This is a genomic window from Kitasatospora sp. McL0602 (assembly GCF_052076145.1).
GTDB lineage: Bacteria > Actinomycetota > Actinomycetes > Streptomycetales > Streptomycetaceae > Kitasatospora.
The window spans coordinates 1,159,024-1,179,951 of record NZ_CP197246.1 but is presented as its reverse complement, the minus strand read 5'-3'; the positions used below and the strand labels follow the sequence as shown (position 1 = coordinate 1,179,951).

21 protein-coding genes are annotated in these 20,928 nt (G+C 73.1%); 14 read left to right on the top strand and 7 right to left on the bottom strand.

Translation table 11 applies throughout. The annotated features are described in order from the left end of the window. Positions 1-9: 9 nt before the first annotated feature. Together hppD and ACR68M_RS05545 are read right to left on the bottom strand one after the other, a co-directional pair. Positions 10-1,146 carry a 4-hydroxyphenylpyruvate dioxygenase gene (gene hppD, locus ACR68M_RS05550; protein ID WP_441251516.1) on the bottom strand — a complete coding sequence of 379 codons (1,137 nt, stop codon included), beginning with the start codon at positions 1,144-1,146 and terminating at the stop codon, positions 10-12. A gap of 225 nt (positions 1,147-1,371) precedes the next feature. Then, entirely contained in the window at positions 1,372-2,676 is a 1,305-nt protein-coding gene (locus tag ACR68M_RS05545; protein ID WP_441249288.1) for a phosphoribosyltransferase family protein, read from the bottom strand. Between the two features lie 177 nt (positions 2,677-2,853). On the opposite strand from ACR68M_RS05545, the gene ACR68M_RS05540 reads away from it, so the two are divergent. The 11 genes from ACR68M_RS05540 (at position 2,854) to ACR68M_RS05490 (ending at position 11,336) form a co-directional block, all read left to right on the top strand. Continuing rightward, positions 2,854-4,029 (top strand): sedoheptulose 7-phosphate cyclase, encoded by a 1,176-nt coding sequence (locus ACR68M_RS05540; protein ID WP_441249287.1) that lies wholly within the window; start codon positions 2,854-2,856, stop codon positions 4,027-4,029. Further along, positions 4,014-4,718: a cupin domain-containing protein gene (locus ACR68M_RS05535; protein ID WP_441249286.1), complete on the top strand. Its 705-nt coding sequence runs from the start codon at positions 4,014-4,016 to the stop codon at positions 4,716-4,718. Before ACR68M_RS05540 ends, ACR68M_RS05535 begins: the two co-directional genes overlap by 16 nt. Next, positions 4,715-5,125 carry a hypothetical protein gene (locus tag ACR68M_RS05530; RefSeq protein ID WP_441249285.1) on the top strand — a complete coding sequence of 137 codons (411 nt, stop codon included), beginning with the start codon at positions 4,715-4,717 and terminating at the stop codon, positions 5,123-5,125. The genes ACR68M_RS05535 and ACR68M_RS05530 overlap by 4 nt, the downstream gene beginning before the upstream one ends. A 17-nt stretch (positions 5,126-5,142) precedes the next feature. Continuing rightward, entirely contained in the window at positions 5,143-6,303 is a 1,161-nt protein-coding gene (locus ACR68M_RS05525) for a 3-dehydroquinate synthase family protein (protein WP_441249284.1), read from the top strand. Positions 6,304-6,393: 90 nt separating this feature from the next. After that, positions 6,394-6,738, top strand: coding sequence for a hypothetical protein (locus ACR68M_RS05520; RefSeq protein WP_441249283.1), 345 nt, complete (start codon positions 6,394-6,396; stop codon positions 6,736-6,738). Next, positions 6,735-7,136 carry a hypothetical protein gene (locus tag ACR68M_RS05515; protein ID WP_441249282.1) on the top strand — a complete coding sequence of 134 codons (402 nt, stop codon included), beginning with the start codon at positions 6,735-6,737 and terminating at the stop codon, positions 7,134-7,136. Before ACR68M_RS05520 ends, ACR68M_RS05515 begins: the two co-directional genes overlap by 4 nt. Beyond that, positions 7,133-8,185: a zinc-dependent alcohol dehydrogenase gene (locus ACR68M_RS05510; protein ID WP_441249281.1), complete on the top strand. Its 1,053-nt coding sequence runs from the start codon at positions 7,133-7,135 to the stop codon at positions 8,183-8,185. Before ACR68M_RS05515 ends, ACR68M_RS05510 begins: the two co-directional genes overlap by 4 nt. After that, positions 8,182-8,889, top strand: a complete 708-nt coding sequence (locus ACR68M_RS05505; RefSeq protein ID WP_441249280.1) for a cupin domain-containing protein — start codon at positions 8,182-8,184, stop codon at positions 8,887-8,889. The genes ACR68M_RS05510 and ACR68M_RS05505 overlap by 4 nt, the downstream gene beginning before the upstream one ends. After that, positions 8,889-9,662, top strand: a complete 774-nt coding sequence (locus tag ACR68M_RS05500) for an SDR family oxidoreductase (RefSeq protein WP_441249279.1) — start codon at positions 8,889-8,891, stop codon at positions 9,660-9,662. Before ACR68M_RS05505 ends, ACR68M_RS05500 begins: the two co-directional genes overlap by 1 nt. Positions 9,663-9,666: 4 nt before the next feature. Further along, on the top strand, positions 9,667-10,203 hold the full coding sequence (locus tag ACR68M_RS05495; RefSeq protein WP_441249278.1) for a VOC family protein: 537 nt from the start codon (positions 9,667-9,669) through the stop codon (positions 10,201-10,203). A 2-nt stretch (positions 10,204-10,205) separates the two neighbouring features. Further along, positions 10,206-11,336, top strand: coding sequence for an NAD(P)-dependent alcohol dehydrogenase (locus ACR68M_RS05490; protein WP_441249277.1), 1,131 nt, complete (start codon positions 10,206-10,208; stop codon positions 11,334-11,336). A gap of 167 nt (positions 11,337-11,503) precedes the next feature. On the opposite strand, the gene ACR68M_RS05485 is transcribed toward ACR68M_RS05490, so the two are convergent. Next, positions 11,504-12,388 carry a hypothetical protein gene (locus ACR68M_RS05485; RefSeq protein WP_441249276.1) on the bottom strand — a complete coding sequence of 295 codons (885 nt, stop codon included), beginning with the start codon at positions 12,386-12,388 and terminating at the stop codon, positions 11,504-11,506. Positions 12,389-12,476: 88 nt separating this feature from the next. Between ACR68M_RS05485 and ACR68M_RS05480 the strand changes: the two genes are divergently transcribed. The 3 genes from ACR68M_RS05480 (at position 12,477) to ACR68M_RS05470 (ending at position 15,649) form a co-directional block, all read left to right on the top strand. Continuing rightward, on the top strand, positions 12,477-13,148 hold the full coding sequence (locus ACR68M_RS05480) for a response regulator (protein ID WP_441249275.1): 672 nt from the start codon (positions 12,477-12,479) through the stop codon (positions 13,146-13,148). 98 nt (positions 13,149-13,246) lie between these two features. Next, entirely contained in the window at positions 13,247-15,328 is a 2,082-nt protein-coding gene (locus ACR68M_RS05475; RefSeq protein ID WP_441249274.1) for a sensor histidine kinase, read from the top strand. Between the two features lie 117 nt (positions 15,329-15,445). After that, entirely contained in the window at positions 15,446-15,649 is a 204-nt protein-coding gene (locus ACR68M_RS05470; RefSeq protein WP_441249273.1) for a hypothetical protein, read from the top strand. Between the two features lie 72 nt (positions 15,650-15,721). Here ACR68M_RS05470 and ACR68M_RS05465 read toward each other — a convergent pair whose 3' ends face one another. The 4 genes from ACR68M_RS05465 to ACR68M_RS05450 all read right to left on the bottom strand — a co-directional run bounded on the left by ACR68M_RS05465 (position 15,722) and on the right by ACR68M_RS05450 (position 20,843). After that, entirely contained in the window at positions 15,722-17,500 is a 1,779-nt protein-coding gene (locus tag ACR68M_RS05465) for a multicopper oxidase family protein (RefSeq protein WP_441249272.1), read from the bottom strand. Positions 17,501-17,648: 148 nt separating this feature from the next. Continuing rightward, positions 17,649-19,364, bottom strand: a complete 1,716-nt coding sequence (locus ACR68M_RS05460) for an acyl-CoA dehydrogenase (RefSeq protein WP_441249271.1) — start codon at positions 19,362-19,364, stop codon at positions 17,649-17,651. 22 nt (positions 19,365-19,386) lie between these two features. Next, the gene (locus ACR68M_RS05455) at positions 19,387-19,947 is read right to left on the bottom strand and encodes a PadR family transcriptional regulator (RefSeq protein ID WP_441249270.1); all 561 of its coding nucleotides are present in this window, start codon (positions 19,945-19,947) and stop codon (positions 19,387-19,389) included. A 275-nt stretch (positions 19,948-20,222) separates the two neighbouring features. Further along, positions 20,223-20,843: a hypothetical protein gene (locus tag ACR68M_RS05450; RefSeq protein ID WP_441249269.1), complete on the bottom strand. Its 621-nt coding sequence runs from the start codon at positions 20,841-20,843 to the stop codon at positions 20,223-20,225. Between the last annotated feature and the right edge of the window lie 85 nt (positions 20,844-20,928).

Here is a 20,928-nt window from a genome sequence, read left to right as displayed (position 1 = left end):
GGCCGGCTGTCAGAGGTTGCCGCGCCGGTCCTGCTCGCGCTCCAGCGACTCGAACAGCGCCTTGAAGTTGCCCTTGCCGAAACCGAGTGAACCATGCCGCTCGATGAACTCGAAGAACACCGTCGGCCGGTCGCCCTGGGGCTTGGTGAAGATCTGCAGCAGGTAGCCGTCCTCGTCGCGGTCGACCAGGATCGCGCGCTTCTTCAGCTCCTCGACCGGCACCCGCACCTCGCCGATGCGCTTGCGCAGCTCCGGGTCGTCGTAGTACGAGTCGGGGGTGTTGAGGAACTCCACGCCGTTGGCGCGCAGGATGTCGACGGTGGTGAGGATGTCGTTGGTGGCGAGCGCCATGTGCTGGCAGCCGGGGCCGCCGTAGAACTCCAGGTACTCGTCGATCTGCGACTTCTTCTTCGCGATCGCGGGCTCGTTCAGCGGGAACTTGACCCGGTGGTTGCCGCTCGCGACGACCTTGCTCATCAGGGCGGAGTACTCGGTGGCGATGTCGTCGCCGACGAACTCGGCCATGTTCACGAAGCCCATGACGCGGTTGTAGAAGCTGACCCACTCGTCCATCTTGCCGATCTCGACGTTGCCGACGGCGTGGTCGAGGGCCTGGAACAGCCGCTTGGGCGCACCGGCCGGGCGCGTCACCTTCGTCTCGGCGACGACGTAGCCCGGCAGGTAGGGGCCGTGGTAGCGGGACCGGTCGATCAGGGTGTGGCGGGTCTCGCCGTAGGTGCCGATCGCGGCGCGGCGCACGGTGCCGTTCTCGTCGGAGACGTCGTTCGGCTCCTCCAGGATGCGGGCGCCCTGGGCGCGGGCGTGCTCGATGCACTTGTCGACGTCCGGCACCTCCAGCGCCAGGTCGACGACGCCGTCGCCGTGGCGGCGGTGGTGGTCCAGCAGCTCGCTGTCCGGGGAGACCCCGCCCTTGATCACGAAGCGGCAGGAGCCGGAGCGCAGCACGAAGGCCTTGCGGTCACGGCGGCCGGTCTCCGGGCCCGAGTAGGCGACCAGGTCCATGCCGAAGACGGTCTGGTAGTAGTGCGAGGTCTGGGTGGCGTTGCCCACCACGAACACGATCGCGTCCTGCGCGATGACCGGGAAGGGGTCACCGGCGGCGTCGTGCTCGACCAGGCCCACCAGGCGGCGCAGCTGCTCCGCGTCGAGGCCGGCTTCGAGCTCCTCGGGGGTCAGTTCAACGGCGTTGGTGGTCATCGGTGGTCCCTCCACGTTGAGGCTTCCGCGGTGCCCTGGGGTAGGTGACGCGGTTGAGTGCTGAGCTTGGCCCTGTCGGACTGATTGGGCAACAGCTGGCTTCTGGACTGCTCAATGTGTACAAGGTGAGCAGGTCGGGCCGGTTGGGGCTGGTCATAATGTCCAGTGATCCTCCCCGGTGTGTGCGAACTGCCCGAACCATCTGGTGAACCATTCGGCGGCCAGTTCGCCGACCGCCTCCAGGGCCCGCGGCTCCTCGAAGAGGTGACCGGCGCCGGGCACGACGGCGAGGCTGTTCTCGCAGCGCAGCTGCGCGCGGGCCTCCCGGTTGAGCTCCAGCACCCCCACGTCCGCCCCGCCGACGATCAGCAGGGTCGGGGCCCGGACGTGCGCCAGCCAGGGCCCGGCCAGATCCGGGCGGCCGCCCCGGGAGACCACTGCCGCGACCGGCGAACCGGGCTCCGCCGCCGCCCGCAGCGCGGCGGCCGCGCCGGTGCTCGCCCCGAAGCAGCCGACCGGGCCGTCGAGGTCGCCCAGGCCGTCCAGGCTTCGGAAGGCGGCGCCGAGCCGCTCGGCGAGCAGCTCGACGTCGAAGACCTTGCGGCGGTCCGGCTCCTCGGCGGGCGTCAGCAGGTCCAGCAGCAGGGTGGCTAGGCCCGCCCGCTGGAGCGTGGCGGCGACCTCGCGGTTGCGCGGGCTGCGCCTGCTGCTGCCGCTGCCGTGCGCGAACACCACCGTACCGGAGGCATTCTGAGGCACCGTCAGATCAGCGGGGAGGGCGATGCCGCCTGGGACCTCGACCGTGACGGCCCGGGTGGTGGGGGCGGGGGCGCTGTGGGCCAGGCAGGCGAGCACCTCGGCGTCGGAGGTCTGGCCGAAGTCGGCGTAGAACTGGCCGATCGCCCAGAACCGGGCCGGGGTCAGCGGGCAGACCAGCTCGTCCGCCGCCCCCGCCATCGTCCGCTCCCAGTCGGAGGGCGCCACGGGCACGGCCAGCACCACCCGGCCCGCCCCCCGGGCTCGGACGATCCGGCAGGCCGCCAGCGCCGTCGAACCCGTGGCGAGCCCGTCGTCGACCACGATCACCGTACGGCCGCGCAGCTCGACGGCCGGCCGGCCCCGGCGGTACCGCCCGGCCCGGCGGGCCAGCTCGGTGCGCTCGCTCCGCTCCACCTCGGCGAACTGCGCGGACGTCACGCCTGCACCCCGGATCACCCGCTCGTTGCGGACCAGTGCGTCGCCCTCGCCGATCGCCCCCATGGCCAGCTCCGGCTGCCCGGGGCAGCCGAGCTTGCGGACGACGCAGATGTCCAGCGGCGCGGCGAGCACTTCGGCGACCTCGGCGGCCACCGGCACCCCGCCACGCGGCAGCCCCACCACGACGGCGTCGCTGCCGCGCAGGTGGGTGAGCTCGGCGGCGAGGCGGCGGCCCGCGTCGGCGCGGTCGGTGAAGTTCATGGCGCACGTTCCTTCGGAGAGTGCCCCTCCTGTCTCCACGGTACTGACACGACGGTCTCCGGGCGGGCGTGGGCTGGGGCGTGTGGGACATGGACGTGACCGGACGCCCGTGTGTCCGGGACGTCGGGCGGCCGACTGTTGGGAGCCGAAGCACTTTCGAGTACGAAGGAGGCCGCAGTGCCTGCCAAGCGAAACAACCGCGACTCCCACGGGCTGTTCACCCTGGGGGAGCCGGTCACCGGGTGGACGGTGACGACCGCGTTGCCGGTCACCTACGAGGTGACCTTCACTCCGGGGGTGCTCTCCCCGGCCAACCCGGCGCTGGCCGCCGCCGGGGCCTTCCCGGGCCGCCGGCTGGTGGTGGTCGAGGCCACCGTCCACGAGCTGTACGGCGACCGCCTCCGGGCGTACTTCGAGGCCCGGGGGCTCGCGTACGAGCTCTGTGTGCTGCCCGCGCACGAGCAGGTCAAGACGATGGACTCGGTCTTCCGGGTCGCCGAGGCGATGGAGCGCTTCGGGCTCGCCCGGCGGGGTGAACCCGTCATCGCGATGGGCGGCGGCGTGCTGATGGACGTCGTCGGCCTGGCGTGCAGCCTCTACCGGCGGTCGACCCCGTTCGTCCGGGTGCCGACCACGCTGATCGGCCTGGTGGACGCCGGCGTCGGCGCCAAGACCGGCGTCAACTTCGGCAGCCACAAGAACCGGCTCGGCACCTACCACCCCGCCGCCGCCACCCTGCTCGACCCGGCGTTCCTCGCCACGCTCGACCCGCGCCACCTGAGCAACGGCCTGGCGGAGATCCTCAAGATCGCCCTGATCAAGGACCGCCGCCTGTTCGACCTGCTGGAGCGGCACGGCGAGGAGCTGATCGCCCAGCGCTTCCAGGGGCCGACCCCGGCCGCCGAAGTGCTCGTCCGGGCCGTGCACGGGATGCTCCAGGAGCTCCAGCCCAACCTGTGGGAGCACCGGTTGGAGCGCTCGATGGACTACGGCCACTCGTTCAGCCCGACCGTGGAGATGCGGGCGCTGCCCGAGCTGCTGCACGGAGAGGCGGTCTGCGTCGACATGGCGCTGACCACGGTGCTCGCCCAGCGGAGGGGACTGGTCGAGCCCGGCGAACGGGACCGCATCCTCGCCCTGATGCGGCGGCTGGGGCTGCCCGTCTGGCACCCGCTGATGGAGCCGGAGACGCTCGGTGAAGCCCTCACCGACACCGTCCGCCACCGCGACGGCAGGCAGCGGCTGCCGCTGCCCGTCGGGATCGGCGGCGGCTGCTTCGCCGACGACCTCACCGCGAGCGAACTCGCGGCGAGCGCCGATGAGTTGCGGGAGCTGTCATGCGCCACGCGGTGATCGTCGCCGACACCCGGCAGCCCGCCGACGTGCACGGCGTGCACGGTACCCGGGGCCTGACCCAGTGGGCCTGCCTGGCCCGCCGGGCCGGGCTCCGGGGCGGCTGGGAGGCCGTCGAGTGGGCCCGGATCCCGCCCGGCGGCGTCAGTGGGGAGCACCTGCACACCCGCACCGAAGAGGTCTACGTCCTGCTCGGGGGGCAGGGCGAGATCACCCTCGACGGCAGGCCCACCCGGGTCACGGCCGGGGACGCCGTCCTCACCGGGCTCGGCACCACCCACGGCCTGCGCAACACCGGTACCGAAGCCCTGGAATGGCTGGTGATCGAGATGCCCGCCGCACCCAACGCCCCCGCCCCTGCCCCCGTGCTGCGGCACGCCGTCATCACCAACCTGCGGAGGGTCGGCCCGGTCGACCCCGGGGTGGTCTTCACCGGCCCGCTGCGGCGGCTCGAGGTCGTCCGGCTCGCCCCCGGCGAGAAGGCCGTTCTGGAGACCGACGGCGTCGAGCACACCGTCTTCGTGACCACCGGCTCCGGCCGGGCCGCCACCGGAGACGTCCGCGTCCCGCTGATGCCCGGCCGGGCGCTCACCCTGCCGCTCGGCACCGGCGCCGCACTGACCGCCGGGCTCGACGGCCTCGAGTACGTCCATGCCGTACTCGCCGTCACGGAAAGGGAGTCGACATGATCGTCGCCGACATCGCGCACGCCGTGGTGCACCTCGGGCCGGGCACCCAGCGGATCCGCACCCGGTGCCTGGCCCGCCGGGGCATGCTGCACAGCGAGTGCGAGGCGGTCGACCACGTCCGCCTCAGCCCCGGCGCCTGCTACGAGCTCACCGGCCGCAGTGGCACCGAGGCCGCCTGGTACGTCCTCCGGGGCCCCGTCGCCCTGATCGACTGCCCCGTCCAGCCCCAGCGCACCCTCACCGAGGGCGACCTCCTGCTGGCCCCCGACGGCGCAGCCGTCCACCTGCACGGCGGTCCGCTTGGCGCGGAGCTGCTCTGTCTCACCGTCCTGCCGGCCGGGGTCAGCAGCGAACTGCCGCCGCGAAAGCCCGACTTGAACGGGAGTGGCCGCCCCTGCGGTGGTTGATGTGAGGGAGGATCGGGATGGCTTCGTACGATCTCGACCGTGAGCTGCAAGCGGGCAGCGTCCACTTCCCCGTGCGGGTCCGGAGCGGCGTGACCGGGTGGGACGAACTCGCGCGTGAGCTGGCCGGGTTGGAGGCCGACCTGTACGTGATCGTGACCGACCGGGCCGTCCCCGAGGGGCTGGCCCGGCGGGTCGGGGGGCTGCGGTTGCGGGTGCCCGGCGGGGCGACGCTGCAGACCGTGGAGCGGCTGGCCGAACGGATCGTCCAAGGCGGTGCCACCCGCCGGACGGTCCTAGTGGCGGTGGGAGGCGAGGAGCTCGGAGCGGCCGCCGGGGTGCTGGCCGCGCTGCTGTTCCAGGGGGTGCGGCTGGTCCGGGTGCCGACCTCGCTGGGGGCGCTCTGCGGGGAGGCGCTTTCGCTCAGCCGACGGCTCCCGGCAGAGATGCTGGGACTGCACCACGCCCCCACCCTGGTCTGGGGCCAGCTCGACCTGCTCGCCGAGGAGCCGGCTGACGAGCTGCGGGCCGGTCTGACGACGGTCGTGCGGCACGTACTGGCCGTCTGCCCCGCCCACTACGACCGGCTCGCCGCCGTCCTGAACCCCGAGGCGGCGTACGGGCCGCGCGAGCTGGCCGCGTTCGTCGCGCTGTGCGTCGACGCCCGCGCAGCCGTCGTCGCGTACGACCCGTTGGAGCGCGGCCCGGCCAGGGCGTTGGCGTACGGGCGCAGCCTCGGCCGCGCCGTGCGGGCGCTCACCGGCGAGGCCCTGCGCCCCGGCTGCGCCGACGCTCTCGGCCTGCTCGCCGCCGCCCGCATTGCGGCCCACCTGGGCCTGCTCGATGCGGCGGACGAGCGGGCCCACCAGGAGCTGCTGCTGCGCGCCGGCCTGCCCGTCGCACTGCCGGTCGTCCTGCCCGCCGGGGTGGACCCGGCGGCGCTGCCCGCCGCCGTCCGGGCCGCGTTGGCGGTGGGCGGCGAGGACGGGCTGCTGCTGCTCGCCGGGCTCGGCCGCCCGCACGTCGCGGACGGCAGCCTGCTCACCCGGGTCGGCGCCGACACCCTGCGGGCCGGGCTGGAGGTCCTGCGCCCGGGACAGCAGGGCGGTGTCCCGGGCCGTGTCCCGGGTGCGGTCCCGGGAAGCCGGACCGCGCCGGTCCTGGCTCCGGCCGACCGCTGAGGGGCCGAGGACAGGACCGGGCTCCCGTGCGACCGGGACAGCGGGCGGGCGACCGTGGTGGAGAAGCAACGGACCAGCGAGGAGCACCAGATGTCCAGCACCGCGATCACCGCCCTCCACCGGGGCCGCGCCGTCGACCCGGGCTCGGTGCTCACCGGCCCGCTGTGCGGCGTCGGACTCTCCTGGCTGGAGCCGGGGATGAGCATCTGGCTCGACGCCGACGACGTCGAGCACACCGTCTACGTCACCGCCGGCGGCGGCTACGCCACCACCGAGGACGAGGGCGTCGAGGAGGAGGACGTCGTCGACGTCCCGCTCGCCGAGGGCACCGCCCTCACCCTGCCGCTCGGCGGCCAGGCCACCCTGGTCGCCGGCGAGGAGGGCCTGGAGTACTTCCACGCCGTCCTGACCGTCACCCGAGGAGGTGCACGATGATCGTCACCACCGCCACCGCGTCCGCCATGGTCGTCCTCGGCCGGGGCAGCGAACGCACCCGCGTCCTCTGTCTGGCCCGTCGCGACCTCCTGCACAGCGACTGCGAGGCCTTCGAGCACGTCCGGCTCAGCCCCGGTGCCCAGCACCGCCGGGCCGCCCGCCCGGGGACGGAGACCGCCTGGTTCGTGCTGCGCGGCCCGGTCGTCGCCGAGCAGAGCCCCGACCCCGTCCAGCACCTGGCCGACGCCGGTGACCTGCTGCTCGTCGGCGGTGGACAGGACCTCGACCTGCAGGCCGGCCCGCTCGGCGCCGAGCTGCTCTGTCTCACCCTGGCCACCGCCCCGGCCCACCGGGCCGGCGCCCGGCAGCCCCGCACCCGAAGGACCACCCGGCCATGACCGTCGCCACGACCACCGGAGCCACCTCCCCGATCCCGATGATGACCGCACTGCGGATCGAGGCCCCGCACCGCGTCCGCCTCGCCGAGGTGCCGCGCCCGGTGCCCGCACCCGGCAGTGTGCTGGTCCGCATCGCCCTGGTCGGCCTCTGCGGCACCGATCTGGAGCTGCTGCACGGCACCGCCTCCTACCTGATCGACGGCCGCGCCCGCTACCCGCTGGTGATCGGCCACGAGTGGACGGGCACCGTCGTCACCGGCGGCGCCGAATTCGCCGCCGGGGAGAGGGTGGTGGGCCACACGATGCTGCACTGCGGCTACTGCCGGATGTGCCTGCGCGGCCGCCGCGCGCTCTGCGAGCGGCTCCGCGAGGTCGGCCTCTACGGTCACCAGGGCGCCGCCGCCGAGTACCTGGTGATGCCCGAAGGTTCGCTCTCCCGGGTGCCCGACGCGGTGTCGGACGAGGCCGCCGCCCTGGTCGAGCCCGCCGTCACCGTGGTCGGCGGCCTGGAGCAGGCCCGCTGTCGGCTCGCCGACCGCGTGGCGGTGATCGGCACCGGCACCATGGGCCTGCTCGCCGTCCAACTCGCCGCCCGCCTGGGCAGGTTCGTCGACGCGATCGGGATCGACCAGGCCGGCCTCGACCTCGCCCTCCGGTGCGGCGCCCGCCAGGCGCTGCGGCCGGAGGAGGCGCGGCCCGGCAACTACTCGCTGGTCGTCGAGGCCAGCGGAGCGCCCACCGCCTTCCGGCACGGGCTCGACCTGCTGGAGTCCGGGGGCCGGCTCGCCGTGATCGGCGTCGCGGGCCGGCCCGTCGAGGGCTTCGTCCCGGGCGAGTTGGCGCTGCGCGGGCTGGAGGTGATCGGCGTCCGGCACGGACTCGACCACTACGACCGGACGCTGCGCCTCTTCGAGGACGGCGTGCTCGACGCCGGCCCGCTGATCGCCGGGGTGTTCCGGCACACCTTCGGGCCGAAGACCTTCGACCTGCTGCAGAGCGGTCGCAGCGGCCCGCCCAAGATCCTCATCGACTTCGGAGGTCTCCGATGATCCTCGTACCCGCAGCCATTCCCGAGCGGGCGCCGTGCTTCCGGCGGCTGATCGACCCGCAGATGTTCCCGCAGGCCCAGGGCGGGGTGACGATCGAGGCGCTGCCCGCCGGGGCGGTGGCCGAGGAGGCCACCGGCGCCGAGTCGGTGACGGTGCTGCTGGCGGGCCGGGCCGGCTGGGGCGGGCGGGTGCTCGCCCCCGGCTCGGGCCTCTACCACCCGCCGGGCAGCCGGTACGGGCTGAGCGCCGGGGTCTCCCCGGCGGTGGTGCTCACCGTGCACGCCCGGCCCGCGCTGGCCCCGGTGGAGGACGCGGTGTCGGTGCCGCTGGCCCGCCGCCGCGAGCGCGGCACGCTCAACCGGGCGGGCGGCTTCGCCGGGATGTCGGTGCACTGGATGGCCACCACCGGGACGGTCGGCTCGCGCCAACTGGCTCTCGCCACCTCGACGTTCACCCCGGACGGCAGCCACGACCTGCACCGGCACCCGGACGCGGACGAGTTCTTCCTCGTGCTGTCCGGCGGCGGTGACCACCTCACCCAGGGCGGCCGCGTCCGGCTCGCCCAGGGCGATCTGGCGTACGTGCCGGCCGGGGAGTGGCACGGCTTCCGGACCAGGCGGGGTGTCACCACCGTCGCGCTGTACGGCTACCTCGGAGCGGGCAGTCTGGAGCAGGCCGGGTACCAGGTGCAGGAGGCCGCCTGATGGCCGCCGTCGTCACCGGTGCCAGCTCGGGGATCGGCCGGGCCACGGCCGTCGCGCTCGCGGCGGCCGGGCACACCGTCGCGATCGGCTACCGCACCGACCGGGCCGGCGCCGAGCGCACCGCCGAACTCGCCGGTCAGGGCCTGGTGTTCGCACTGGACCTGGCCGACCCGGCCGCCGCCGCCGAGGCGGTCGGCCGGGCCGCCGACCGGCTCGGCAGACTCGACGTGCTCGTCAACTGCGCCGGGGTGAACCGCCGTTCGTCCGTCCTGACGGAGACGCTCGCCGACTGGCAGCGCATCCTCACCGTCGACCTCACCGGCCCGTTCGCCTGCGCCCAGGAGGCGGCTCGCCGGATGGTCGCCCAGGGCACCGGCGGGCGGATCGTCAACGTCACCTCGGTGCACGAGTACGTGCCGATCCTCGGCGGCGCCGCCTACTGCGCGGCCAAGGGCGGCCTCGGCGAGCTGACCAAGGTGCTGGCCCTGGAGCTGGCCCCGCACGGGATCACGGTCAACGCCGTCAGCCCGGGGGAGACGGCGACACCGATGAACGGCGTGGCCGACGGGCAGGACGCCGCCGCCATCGCCCGCCCGGCCATCCCCGTCGGCCGCCCGGGGCGGGCGGCCGAGGTCGCCGCCGCCGTCGTCCACCTCGCCGCCCCCGAGGCGGCCTACACCACCGGCATCACCCTCACCGTCGACGGCGGCCTCGCCCTGACGGCCGCCGTCGCCAACCAGCAGTACGCCGCCTACCGACACCCCCAGGAGTGAAGCCATGACCGGCATCCCCGGCGCGCTCGCCGTGCACCACGTCGCGTACACCGTGCCCGACCTGGACCAGGCCGTCGACTTCTTCACCGAGGTGCTCGGCGCCCGACTCCTCTACCGGATAGGCCCGGTGGAGGACACCGAGGGCGACTGGATGGCCCGCCAGCTCGGCGTCGACCGGGCCGCCTCGGCCCAGATCGCGATGCTGCGGCTCGGCCCGGTCACCAACCTGGAGCTCTTCGAGTACCGCGCCCCCGGCCAGCGCCGCACCCTGCCCCGCAACAGCGACTGGGGCGGCCACCACCTCGCCATCGCGGTCGAGGACGTCGACGCCGCCGTGGCGTACCTGCGGGCGCAGCCGGGCGTCGAGGTGCTCGGCGAGCCGCAGACCATCACCGACGGCGGCCCGATCGACGGCGACCGCTGGGTGTACTTCCGCACCCCCTGGGGCCTGCAACTGGAGGTGCTGGCGATGCCGCCCGGCATGCCGTACGAGCGCACGACCGACGCCCGCCTCTACTCGCCCACCATGCCCTGGAGTTGACCATGTCCACCGCAGCCAGTGCCATCACCGCCACCGCCGCCGTGGTCAGGAGCGCGGGTGCGCCGTTCACCCTGGAGACCGTACGCCTGGACGCGCCGCGCCCGGACGAGGTGCTGGTCAGGGTGCTCGCGGCCGGGGTCTGCCACACCGACCTGAGCGTCCGGGCCGGTCTCACCCCCGGGCCGCTGCCCGCCGTGCTCGGCCACGAAGGCGCCGGGGTGGTCGAGGCGGTCGGCAGCGCGGTGACGCGGGTGCGCCCCGGGCAGCGGGTGGTGCTGACCTTCGACTCCTGCGGCGGCTGCCCGTCCTGCCACGCCGGGCTCCCGGTGCGCTGCGACCACTGGCCGGAGCTCAACCTCTTCGGCGGCAGCCGCCTGGACGGCTCGGCCACCCTGCGGGCTGCCGACGGCACGCCGTTGCACGGGCACTTCTTCGGTCAGTCCTCCTTCGCGACGTACGCGCTCGCCACCGAACGCAACGCCGTCCCGGTGCCGGACGACGTGTCGCCCGAGCTGCTCGCGCCGCTCGGCTGCGGGGTGCAGACCGGCGCCGGTGCGGTGCTGCTGGTGCTGCGGCCCGAACCGGGTGACACCCTGGCCGTCTTCGGGGCGGGCGCGGTCGGCCTCGCCGCCGTGCTGGCGGCGCGGCTCACGCCCGCCACGGCCGTCGTCGCGGTGGACGTGCAACCCGCCCGGCTCGCGCTCGCGCTGGAGCTCGGCGCGACGGCCGTGGTCGACGCCCGCACGGAGGACCCGGTCGCCGCGATCGCCGCCCTGACCGGCGGTCGGGGCGCCGAACGCACCCTGGAGACCAGCGGCAACCTGCGCGCGCTGCGGCAGGCCGTCGACTCGCTCGCCGTCGGCGGCACCTGCGGGGTGGTCGGCGCCCCGCCGGCGGGCAGCGAGGTCGCCCTCGACGTCCCCGCGCTGCTCGGCCGGGCGCCCAGGATCGTCGGTGTCAACCAGGGATCGGCCGTCCCCGCGCGCTTCCTGCCCGCGCTGGCCGCCCTGCACCGGGCGGGGCGGCTGCCGGTCGACCGACTGGTCCGGGTCTACCCCTTCGCCGAGATCGAGCGGGCGGCCGAGGCGGCCCGCTCCGGCGAGGTGGTCAAGCCCGTCCTGCTGATGCCGTGAGCCCGTCTGATGCCGTGAGCCCGTCGGGGCCGATTCGGTCCGGGGCCGCCCGACCCCCGTGCGGGCGGCCCCCGACCTCCTTCCCGGAGCGGCTCGGGTGCACCGAGCCTGACAGAAGCCGCTTTCCGACCGCTTACCGACCGCTTACCTCGCGGCCCGGGGGCTGGTCAGTGCCGGGCGAAGTCCTCCAGCGAGACGGTGAACTCCTGGGCCTCGGCCCTGTACCGCACGCAGTACTGGCGCGGGTACCAGCCCGGCTGCTGCCAGGCCGACGGCTGCTTGATGTCCGAGCACTCGGACTGCGCCGAGCCCGCCTCGGCCTGGTGCAGCGCCCGCAGGGTGACCATCGGCTCCAGGAAGGTGATCCGGGCGTCGTACGCGCCGTAGATCATCGTCCGGACGAACGGGACGCCGTGCCACTCGGGGGCGGTCGGGTCCTGGAGGTGGTTGCCCATGGCGGTCTCGGCGATGCCCTTGTCGACGTAGTCGGCCGGGAGGTACTCGGTCGCGATCGGCTCGGTCGCGGTCTTGAAGTCCTCGCAGTTGATCAGGATGCCGCACCGGCCGGCCCGGATGGCGTCCCGCTCGCTCTTCGGTCGCAGGTAGAAGTGGACGTCGAAGTGCGGCGTGTCGAAGACCCCGGGCGGTCCGTGCCCCATCGGGCTCCAGTTGACCAGCGCCCACTCCAGCGGCATGCCGGGCAGCGACAGCAGCGCGGGCGGCAGGTCGAGGACGTGCTCGTGCCCGCCCGTGCACTCCTTCATGTCGTCGATCGTGCCGTCGCCGTCGACGTCGAAGCAGTGGTGCCGGTCTGTCGGCTCCGTCGGCAGGTTGTCGAGCGCGCTGCGGGTGAACACCGCCCCGACCGCGACCGGCCGCTTGCCGTCCAGCTCCGCGTACGTCCGCAGGGTGCCCGAGCCGAGCGGCTGCGCGGCGCCGTACGAGATGCCGTCCGGAGCGGCCGGAGCGGGCGCGGCCCGAGTGGGGGAGGCCAGCGGCAGGAGGAGGGCGGCGAGTGCGAGCGTGCAGGCCCGTCGGATCGTCAGTGCCATGGCAGAACCTCTCAGTTCGTCCCGGTTCACCCCCGCCTGTCAGCATGTCACACTAAGTCATAAATCCATCACTGGTAGTGTCGGCCAGGTGGATGACCAGCAGAGTGACACCCGGCCGGTACGTGTACTGATCGTCGACGATCACCCGCTGTTCCGGGAGGGGCTCAAAGCCGCGCTGGAGAGTGCCGACGGCGTGTTGGTGGTCGGCGAGGCGGAGACCGTCGCGGCCGTCGCGGATGCTGTCGACCAGTGCCTGCCGGACGTGGTCGTGATGGACCTCTCGCTGCCCGACGGCTCCGGCCTCGACGCGGCCAGGCAGCTCGCGGGGCGGGTGCCGACCGCGCCCGTCCTGATGCTCACCATGGCCGACGACGACGGCAGCCTGCTCGCCGCCCTCCAGGCCGGGGCACGCGGCTACCTGGTCAAGGGCGCCGGGCGCGACGAGGTGCTGCACGCCGTCCGCACCGTCGCGGCGGGCGGCGCCGTCTTCGGCGCCGAGATCGCCACCCGGATCACCTCCCTGCTGGCCGGCACCCGGCTGCGCGAGGCCGGGCAGCTCTTCCCCTCGCTCACCGCCCGGGAGGCCGAGGTGCTCGGGCTGGTCGCCCGGGGCTTCGACAACCACCGGATCGCCCGCGAGCTTTTCGTCGCCGAGAAGACCGTCCGCAACCACGTCACGCACATCTTCGAGAAGCTCCACGTCGCCACCCGCGCCGAGGCCGTCGCCCGAGCCCGCGACATGGGCCTCGGCGACAGCTGAGCCCGATTGTCACGGACCGGGACAGGACCTCCAACCCTCGCCCCTGGGACAGCGGGCGACGCACGATGGGCCCGCCACGAGGTCCCAGGAGGGTCGCCATGAGCCAGACCGCCCCGCCCCGCGCTCCCGTCGCCGCCGCCGCGCGCGCCACCCCCGCCGGCCGGGCCCGACAGCGGTGGGCGCTGGCCGCCTGCGGGCTGAGCCTGCTGAGCGGCCTGGCCTGGGCCGTGATGGCCGTGGCCCACCCCCACGCCAGCTACCTGTACTTCTACTACGGGGGTCAGCTCGGCCTCGCCCAGTGCTTCGCGCTGCTCGGGGCCGCGATGCTGATCGCCCGGAAGGCGGGCCTGCTCGGCGTCCTCTTCCTGGCCGCCGGCCTGCTGAAGTCGCTCGGCCTGGCGATCGCGCTGGCGGCGCTGCTGACCGGGGCCGGCGGAGCGGTCCTCGACGCGACCGCCGCCGTCCGCACCGCGTTCGAGCTCGTCAACACCTTCCTGGTCATGGCCTACTCCCTCTGGCTGCCCGACTGGCAGCTGCCTCGGGGCCCGGCGAGGATGTTCGCCGTGGTCACCGGCCTCGCCGCGGTGCCGCTGGGCTACTTCGGGGCGGTCGGCGGCCGATTCTGGTTCGACCTTCCCAACCCCATGACGGGCGGGGCCTGGGACAGCATCGAGAACGGGCTCAGCAAGGTCCTCGGTGACCCGCAGGCGTACATCAGCACCGGGCTGCACATCTTCACCGGCATCATCGCCGTCAACCTGCTGGTCGCGCTGGTCCGGTGGTACCGCTCGCCCGGTCCGCACCCGCGGATGGCCGCGCTGCTGCTGCCGTACGTGGCCTGGGCCGTCACGGTCACCCTCCCGTGGTACCTGGAGGTCCGGACCGAGTGGGTCCTGAACCTCCTGCCGCTGATCGGCCCTGCCGTCGCCGTCCCCTGCCTGGTGCTGGCCTACCAGCGGGACAGGTCGCTGTCGCTGGACAGGTCCACGCTCCGCTGGCTCGGCGCCTGCACCTTCAGCGCCTCGCTGTACCTCGTGGTCTTCGCCGCCGTGTACGTGGTGCACGAGCTCTCCCCGGGGATCAGCCGGGGGGCGGCCTGGTGGTGGAGCGTGATGGGCGCCCTGGCCGTCGGCATCCTGCTGCGCCCGGCCGCCGCCCGGGTCTTCCGGGCCGTCGACCGGTACTACTACGGCGACCGCGCCCGGCCCTACCAGGTCGCCCGAAGCCTCGCCGAGCACCTGCGGCAGACCGTCGACCCCGCCGACACGCCGACCCTGCTCTGCGAGACCGTCGTCGGCTCGCTCGGGATGCCTGCCGCCGCCGTCCGGGTCGAGAGCCGGACGGGGCTGCGGCAGCTCGCCGCGCTCGGAGCCCACGACCGCGAGGGCGAGAGCTTCCCGCTCACGTACGAGGGCGTGCCCATCGGCGACCTGCACGTCTCGCCCCGCACCGGGCAGCCCGCACTGGACCGGCAGGACCGCGAGGTGCTCCAGCTGCTCGCCGACCAGGCCTCGCCCGCGATCGCCTCGCTGCGCCTCTACGAGGACCTCCAGGCCAGCCGGAAGCAGCTCGTGCTCGCCCGCGAGGAGGAGCGGCGGCGCCTGCGGCACGACCTGCACGACGGCCTCGGCCCGGCGCTCTCCGGGCTGCGCCTCCAGGTGGACGCGGTGGTGGCCGGGGTGCCCGGCGGCTCGGCCGCCGCAGCGCCGCTCGCGGGCGTCTCGGCCGGGATCGGCCAGGCGATCAGCGAGCTGCGGCGGATCACCGACGGCCTCTCGCCCGCCGCCCTGGGCAGCGAGGGCCTGGCCGGCGCGCTGCGGCAGCTGGCCGACCGCCTGAACGCCAGCACCGTCCGGATCTCCCTCGATGTCACCCCCAACCCGCTGCCGCCGCTCCCGGCGGCCGTCGAGGTGGCGATCTACCGGATCAGCGGCGAGGCGCTCAACAACGTCGTCCGCCACTCCGGTGCCACGGACGTCCGGCTGGTGGTCCGGGTGGACGACCAGGACGTCACGGTCGAGGCGCAGGACAACGGCGCGGGCTTCCCGGTGCACGCCGACGGCGTGGGCGTCGGCCTGCGGTCGATGGCCGAGCGCGCGGAGGAGCTCGGCGGCCGCTTCAGCGCCGCGAACGACCTCCAGGGCGCCGTCGTCCGCGCGGTCTTCCCCCGGCCCGCCTAGGGCCTGTCTGGCGTAACCGGGTGTCCCGGGAGAAGTTGGGACGACGGGCTCATGTGGTCGGGACGGTGCCGGGGCGATAGTCGAGGCATCGAACGGTTCCCCAAGTTTGGAGACACGATGGGATCGATATCCGCACGGAAGGGCGTGGCGGTCGCCGGTGCGCTGGCCGTGGCCGGAGCGGCAGTGCGTTGGGTGCGCTGCCAGCTCGGAGCGCCGGTCTCGCTGTCGGGCGGCGGCGCGGGCAGTGACCCGAAGCCGGTCCAGGGGCAGCCCTCAGCCCCGGTGATGCAGTTCGGTGAGACGCCGCCGCCCAAGCACTGAGCCCTTTACTTCCCCCCTGAAGGCCCGGCCGGTACGGAATCTCCGTACCGGCCGGGCCGTTGTGTGCAGTCGCTACATCGGGCCCATGCCGCCCATCCCGGTGACGTCCATGACGGCGCCGGGGGCGACGGTGAAGGGCCGCATCATGCCGTCGTCCTCGTGGTCGAGGATGTGGCAGTGGTACATGAACCTGCCGGTGGCGCCGGTGAACTGGCCGGCCACCCGGACGAGTTCGCCGGGCCAGATCTTGATGACGTCCTTCCAGCCCTGGTCGGCGGGGACGATCGGGGTTTCGGCGTCCCAGGTGACGGGCTTGCCGATGGTCGTGCCGCCTTCGGCCTGCTGGAAGGCCGAGACGTCGCAGGCGGCCCTGGTCAGGGCCTGGAAGCGGATCAGGTGGATGTGCACCGGGTGCAGGGCGATGCTCAGGTTGATGATCGTCCACTGCTCCCAGGAGTCCTGCCGGACACGCCAGTTGAGCGTGTCGTTGAAGTCGGCGGAGAGCCTGCGATAGGTCCGGACGGGGCCGGTGCCCTGCTGCACCTGGACGTAGCCGTCCCGCACCGTCCCGGCCGGCGGCACCTCGGAGTCCGGCACCTCCGCCATCTCCCAGAGCTGGAACACCCCGGCGGGCGAGCGGCCGAGCATCAGCACCCGGTGGTTGTGCTCGGGCAGCGTCTGGTGGGAGAGCCGCTGGTACGACTGCGCCAGCACGGCGGGCAGGGTGAACGGGTCGGGGTCGGGCTCCGCGTCCGGCGCGACCCGGAACTCCAGCACCTCGGGGTCGGGCAGCCGGTTGGCCGGGTTGGGCACGCCGACCGGGTCGGTGTCGCCGATCGGCTGGCCGTCGTAGGGCTGCGGGGCGGAGTTGACCAGGCGCAGCGTGCGGCCCCCCAGCGCGCGGAAGTCGACCAGCAGGTCGGCCCGTTCGGCGGGGGAGAGGGTCAGGCCCTGCGGGGAGAGCGGGGTCGGTGCGCCGAGCAGGCCGCTGTCGGTGCCGATCTGCCAGGCCGCGTCGGGCACCCGCTGCCCGGTCTCGTCCACCAGGTGCAGGCGGTAGGCGCGGGAGCTGGAGGTGTTCAGCAGGCGGAAGCGGTACCAGCGCTGCCGGACGTCGTGGTGCGGCCAGATGCCGCCGTTGACGAGGGTGTAGCGGCCGGCGAAGGGCAGCGGCCCGACGGTCTTGAACAGCAGCTGCCCGGTCGGGGTGCCGTCCGGCGCGGTGGCCAGATTCCGGTCGCAGAGCACCAGCGGCACCTCGAACTCGTCGCTCGGCAGCCCGAGCCCGTCCTCCTCCTCGTCCCGGACGAGGTAGAGGCCGGCCAGCCCGGCGTTGACGTTGAGCCGGGTGATGCCCATCGCGTGGTCGTGGTACCAGAGGGCCGTCGCGGGCTGGTCGTTCGGGTACTCGGAGAGCTGCGACTCCCCGGCCAGGATCGCGTTGTCCGTCCAGCCGTCGTGGCCGGCGCCGGTCACCGCGCCGTGCAGGTGGGTGACGGCCCAGGCGGGCAGGGCGGCGGCCTTCGGGTCGAGCAGCGCCGGGTCGATGCCCGGCACGTTCTCGGCGGGCGGCGCGGTGATCGCCGGGAGCCTGCCGACCTGCGCCGGGTAGGGGGTGGTGATCCCGTTCTCCCAGGCGACGCGCAGCCGCTGCCCGCGCCGGACTTCGACGGTCGGGCCGGGGAAGCTGCCCTCGTACGTCCACATCGGGGTGGGCGGCAGCTCGGAGTGCAGCTGCACCTCGGCGGAGGTCAGCCGGACGGTCAGCTCGGGGCCGGGCCGCAGGGTCGGCGGGATGCGCAGCGGGTCGGCGAACTTGGTGAGGTCGGCAGGGTCGGTAGGTGCGGTCATGACAGGCTCCCTGAAAGGTGGCAGTAACCCCCTCAGGATCGGCGGGCCGACGTCCCGGGTGCATGGGGTCACGGTCCCGGAGCCGCGCACGCCGAAGGGCGCGGTACCGGCGTACCGCGCCCCCCGACGAGCCTGCCGGCAGCCGCCGCTACGGCTGCATCTCGTACGCGCCCGAGAGCGCCTCGACCTGGGCCCAGACCCGGGCCGCGCGGTCGGTGTCCGCGACGGGGCGGCGGACGTTGGCGAGCGCCCAGGCGGCCTGCTCCTCGGTGGTCGAGGTCTTGCCGTGCAGCTCCGTCGCGTGGGCGGAGAAGTCCCGGACCAGGATGTCGAAGACGTGGTCCAGCAGGTCGGCGTCCAGGCCGGTCAGCTCGGCCTGCTCCAGCACCAGCTGGCCGTAGACGACCAGCGCGAAGAGCTGGCCGATCTCCAGCAGGAAGTCGAGGTCGGCCTGCTGCGCCTCGCTCGGTGCGTGGGTGAGCAGCAGGGTGCAGAGGCCGTCGGCCTGCTCGCGGAAGCGGGCGACGTTCGGCAGGTGGGCGTGCTTGTCGTACGCGGTGCGCCAGTCGTGGAAGCGGATCGCGCCGAGGCCGCGGGCCGGGCCCTGCTGGAAGAGGAAGGTGTCGTCGGTGGCGTCCAGCCGGCTCGGTACGGCCGGGTACTCGGCCGGGGCGAACAGGTAGTTGGCCATGAACTTGAGGATCAGTGCCAGGTTGACGTGCACCGTGCCCTCGAGCTTGGGCAGGCCCCGGATGTCGCGCGCGGCCTTGTCGAAGTAGGTGTCCGCCTCGAAGCCCTTGGCCGCGATGACGTCCCACATCAGGTCGATGACCTTCTCGCCCTCGGTGGTGACCTTCATCTTGGTCATCGGGTTGAAGAGCAGGTAGCGGCGGTCCTCGGGCGAGGCGGTGCGGAAGTAGTCCACGGCCCGGTCGCTGAACAGCTTCATCGCCGTCAGGCGGGTGTAGGCATCCGTCAACTCCCGCCGCACGTGCGGGAAGTCGGTGACCTTCTGGCCGTAGAGCTCGCGGTTGTGGGCGTGCGTGACGGCCTCGTACATCGCGTGCTCGCAGATGCCGATGGAGGCGGTGCAGAGGTTGAACTTGCCGACGTTGACGGTGTTCAGCGCGGCGTCGAAGGCGGGCTTGCCGGTGTGCAGCACGTCCTCGGCGCGGACGGGGTAGTCGTCCAGGCGGAACTCGCTGACGTACATCTGCGCGTTCACGACGTTCTTCACCAGGTGGTACGCCTCGTGCCGGCTGTCGGCGGCGAAGAAGACGTAGCCCTCGGGGCCATCGACGTCCGAGCGGCGGCCGAAGACCGAGACCAGGCCGGCCACGTTGCCGTTGCCGATGTAGTACTTCGAGCCGTTGGCCGTGAAGGTCATCTTGCCGTCGGCGCCCTCGCCGGCCGGGGTGAGGATCATGTCGGTCGAGTAGATGTCGGCGCCGTGGCTGCGCTCGGACAGCCCGAAGGCCATCACGTGACCCTCCGACAGGAGCTTGGCGGCGCGAGCCCTGACGGCCTCGTTCTCGCTCTGCCAGACCGGGCCGAGGCCCAGGATGGTGACCTGCCAGGTGTACCAGTAGCCCAGGCCGTAGAAGCCGAGGATCTCGTTCAGCTCGGCGATCCGCGCGGTGTCCCAGCGCTTCTGGGGGTCGGCGGAGGAGGGCGTCAGGAACTCGGCGAACAGGCCCTCCTTCGCGGCGAACTCCAGGAAGTCCCCGTACCAGGCGCGGTCGATGTAGGTGTCGATCAGCGCCTTCTTGCCCCGGGACTCGAACCAGTCGACGGTGGCGCGCAGCAGGCGGCGGGTGGTGTCGTCGAACTGCGCGGGGTCGTAGGTGCGCGGGTTGAAGAGCAACGTAACTCCTGGGGAGAGAGGGTCAGTTGGATTGTTCGGCCGAGGTGGCGAGGCGGCGCAGGGTGGCGAGCACGTCGTCCAGCCAGGCCAGCGTCATCCGCTCGTACTCGATGCCGCCGCGGAGAACGACGTGCTGCAACTCCTGCTGCGCGTCGAGGTGTTCGAGATCGGGGAAGTCGCGCTGCTCGCCGCTGAGATAGCGGGTCAGCAGGGCGGCGTGGGCCTCCCGGTGCCGCTCGACCTCGGAGATCAGGGCGCCCGGGTCGTCGAAGGCGGCCGCCCGGATCTTGACGGCCAGCTCGTGCCGCACGGTCTCCGGCTCCACGGGCTCGCGCAGCCAGCCGGCCAGCGCCTCCCGGCCCGGCCCGGCGGCCTCGTAGACCTTCTTGTCCGGCCGCCCGCCCTGCGCGATCTCCTCGACCGCGACCCAGCCGTCGGCCTCCATCCGGCGCAGCACGCGGTAGATCTGCTGGTGTGTCGCCGTCCAGAACCGCCCGATCGACCGGTCGAACCGCCGCGCCAGCTCGTACCCGGAGCCGGGCTGTTCCAGCAGGGAGACGAGGATCGCGTGTTCGAGGGCCATACCGGCATCCTCCTATGCAACGAGTTGCATAGGCAATGACAGGCGGTGAGATGCGAGTCACTTCACACGTGTGACCGTCAGCGATAGTTGGCGGAGGCCACAGGCGTGCGCGCAGATGACCGGGTGGCTTGGCAGCGCTAGTTGGCGGTTCCTGTCAGCGGTAGTTGGCGGACGTTCTTCGTATTGATTACGAACCGTAGTCACTTGACCGGGTAGGAGTGGCGAGCGCTTTGGCGTGATCGTCCCAGAGCGTGTCGTTGACCGTGTCCGCGGGCTCACTCCCGAAGGTTCTTCGACCAGTCACCCTTGAAACGATAAGCACGGCCGTCACCGGCCTGCTTCAGCCCGTCCGGGACGACGTCCCCGTGGTACGGATACTGTTCCGTCACCGCCGCCAGCAGGAACTCCAGGAAGCCGCCCTCGAACAGGTCCCACTCCCGCATCGAGTGGAACTTGGCAGCGACCAGCCACCGGTCCGGGTCCGGGCCACGCATCAGCCAGAAGAAATGGTCCGAGTTGTAGTTGTTGCCCCACTTCAGCAAGCCTCCCTCGGCCGGGAACAGCGGATACGGGCACTCGTCGAAGTCCCCGTCCCGGTAGACCTCGGCCAGCCAGGCGCAGTATCCGTAGGGCTCCGTCGTGTTGTACAGGAACCCCTCAAAGCCGAGCGGCTGCCCGATCTGGGGACTGGGCGCTTCCGATGGTGTGTAGATGTGTAGCTCGTCCATGATGCTGACCATCCCGTACCGGTCGGCGAACGCCCGGTAGTCCGCGGGCAGCTGGAAACCGAGCGCCTCGGGCCCCAGCTCCCACGGGACCGGGACCACGCCGTCCGCAGGCGGCGGCCCGATCACCGCGCCGAGCCGGTCCAGCATCTCCTCGATGTTCACGTCCACGCCTGTCAGCCGCCCCTTCTTGCCGGAGGCTATCCGTTTCCGGTGACACCGGAGGCAGTAGGGCCCAGCCCCGCAGTGTCCTGGC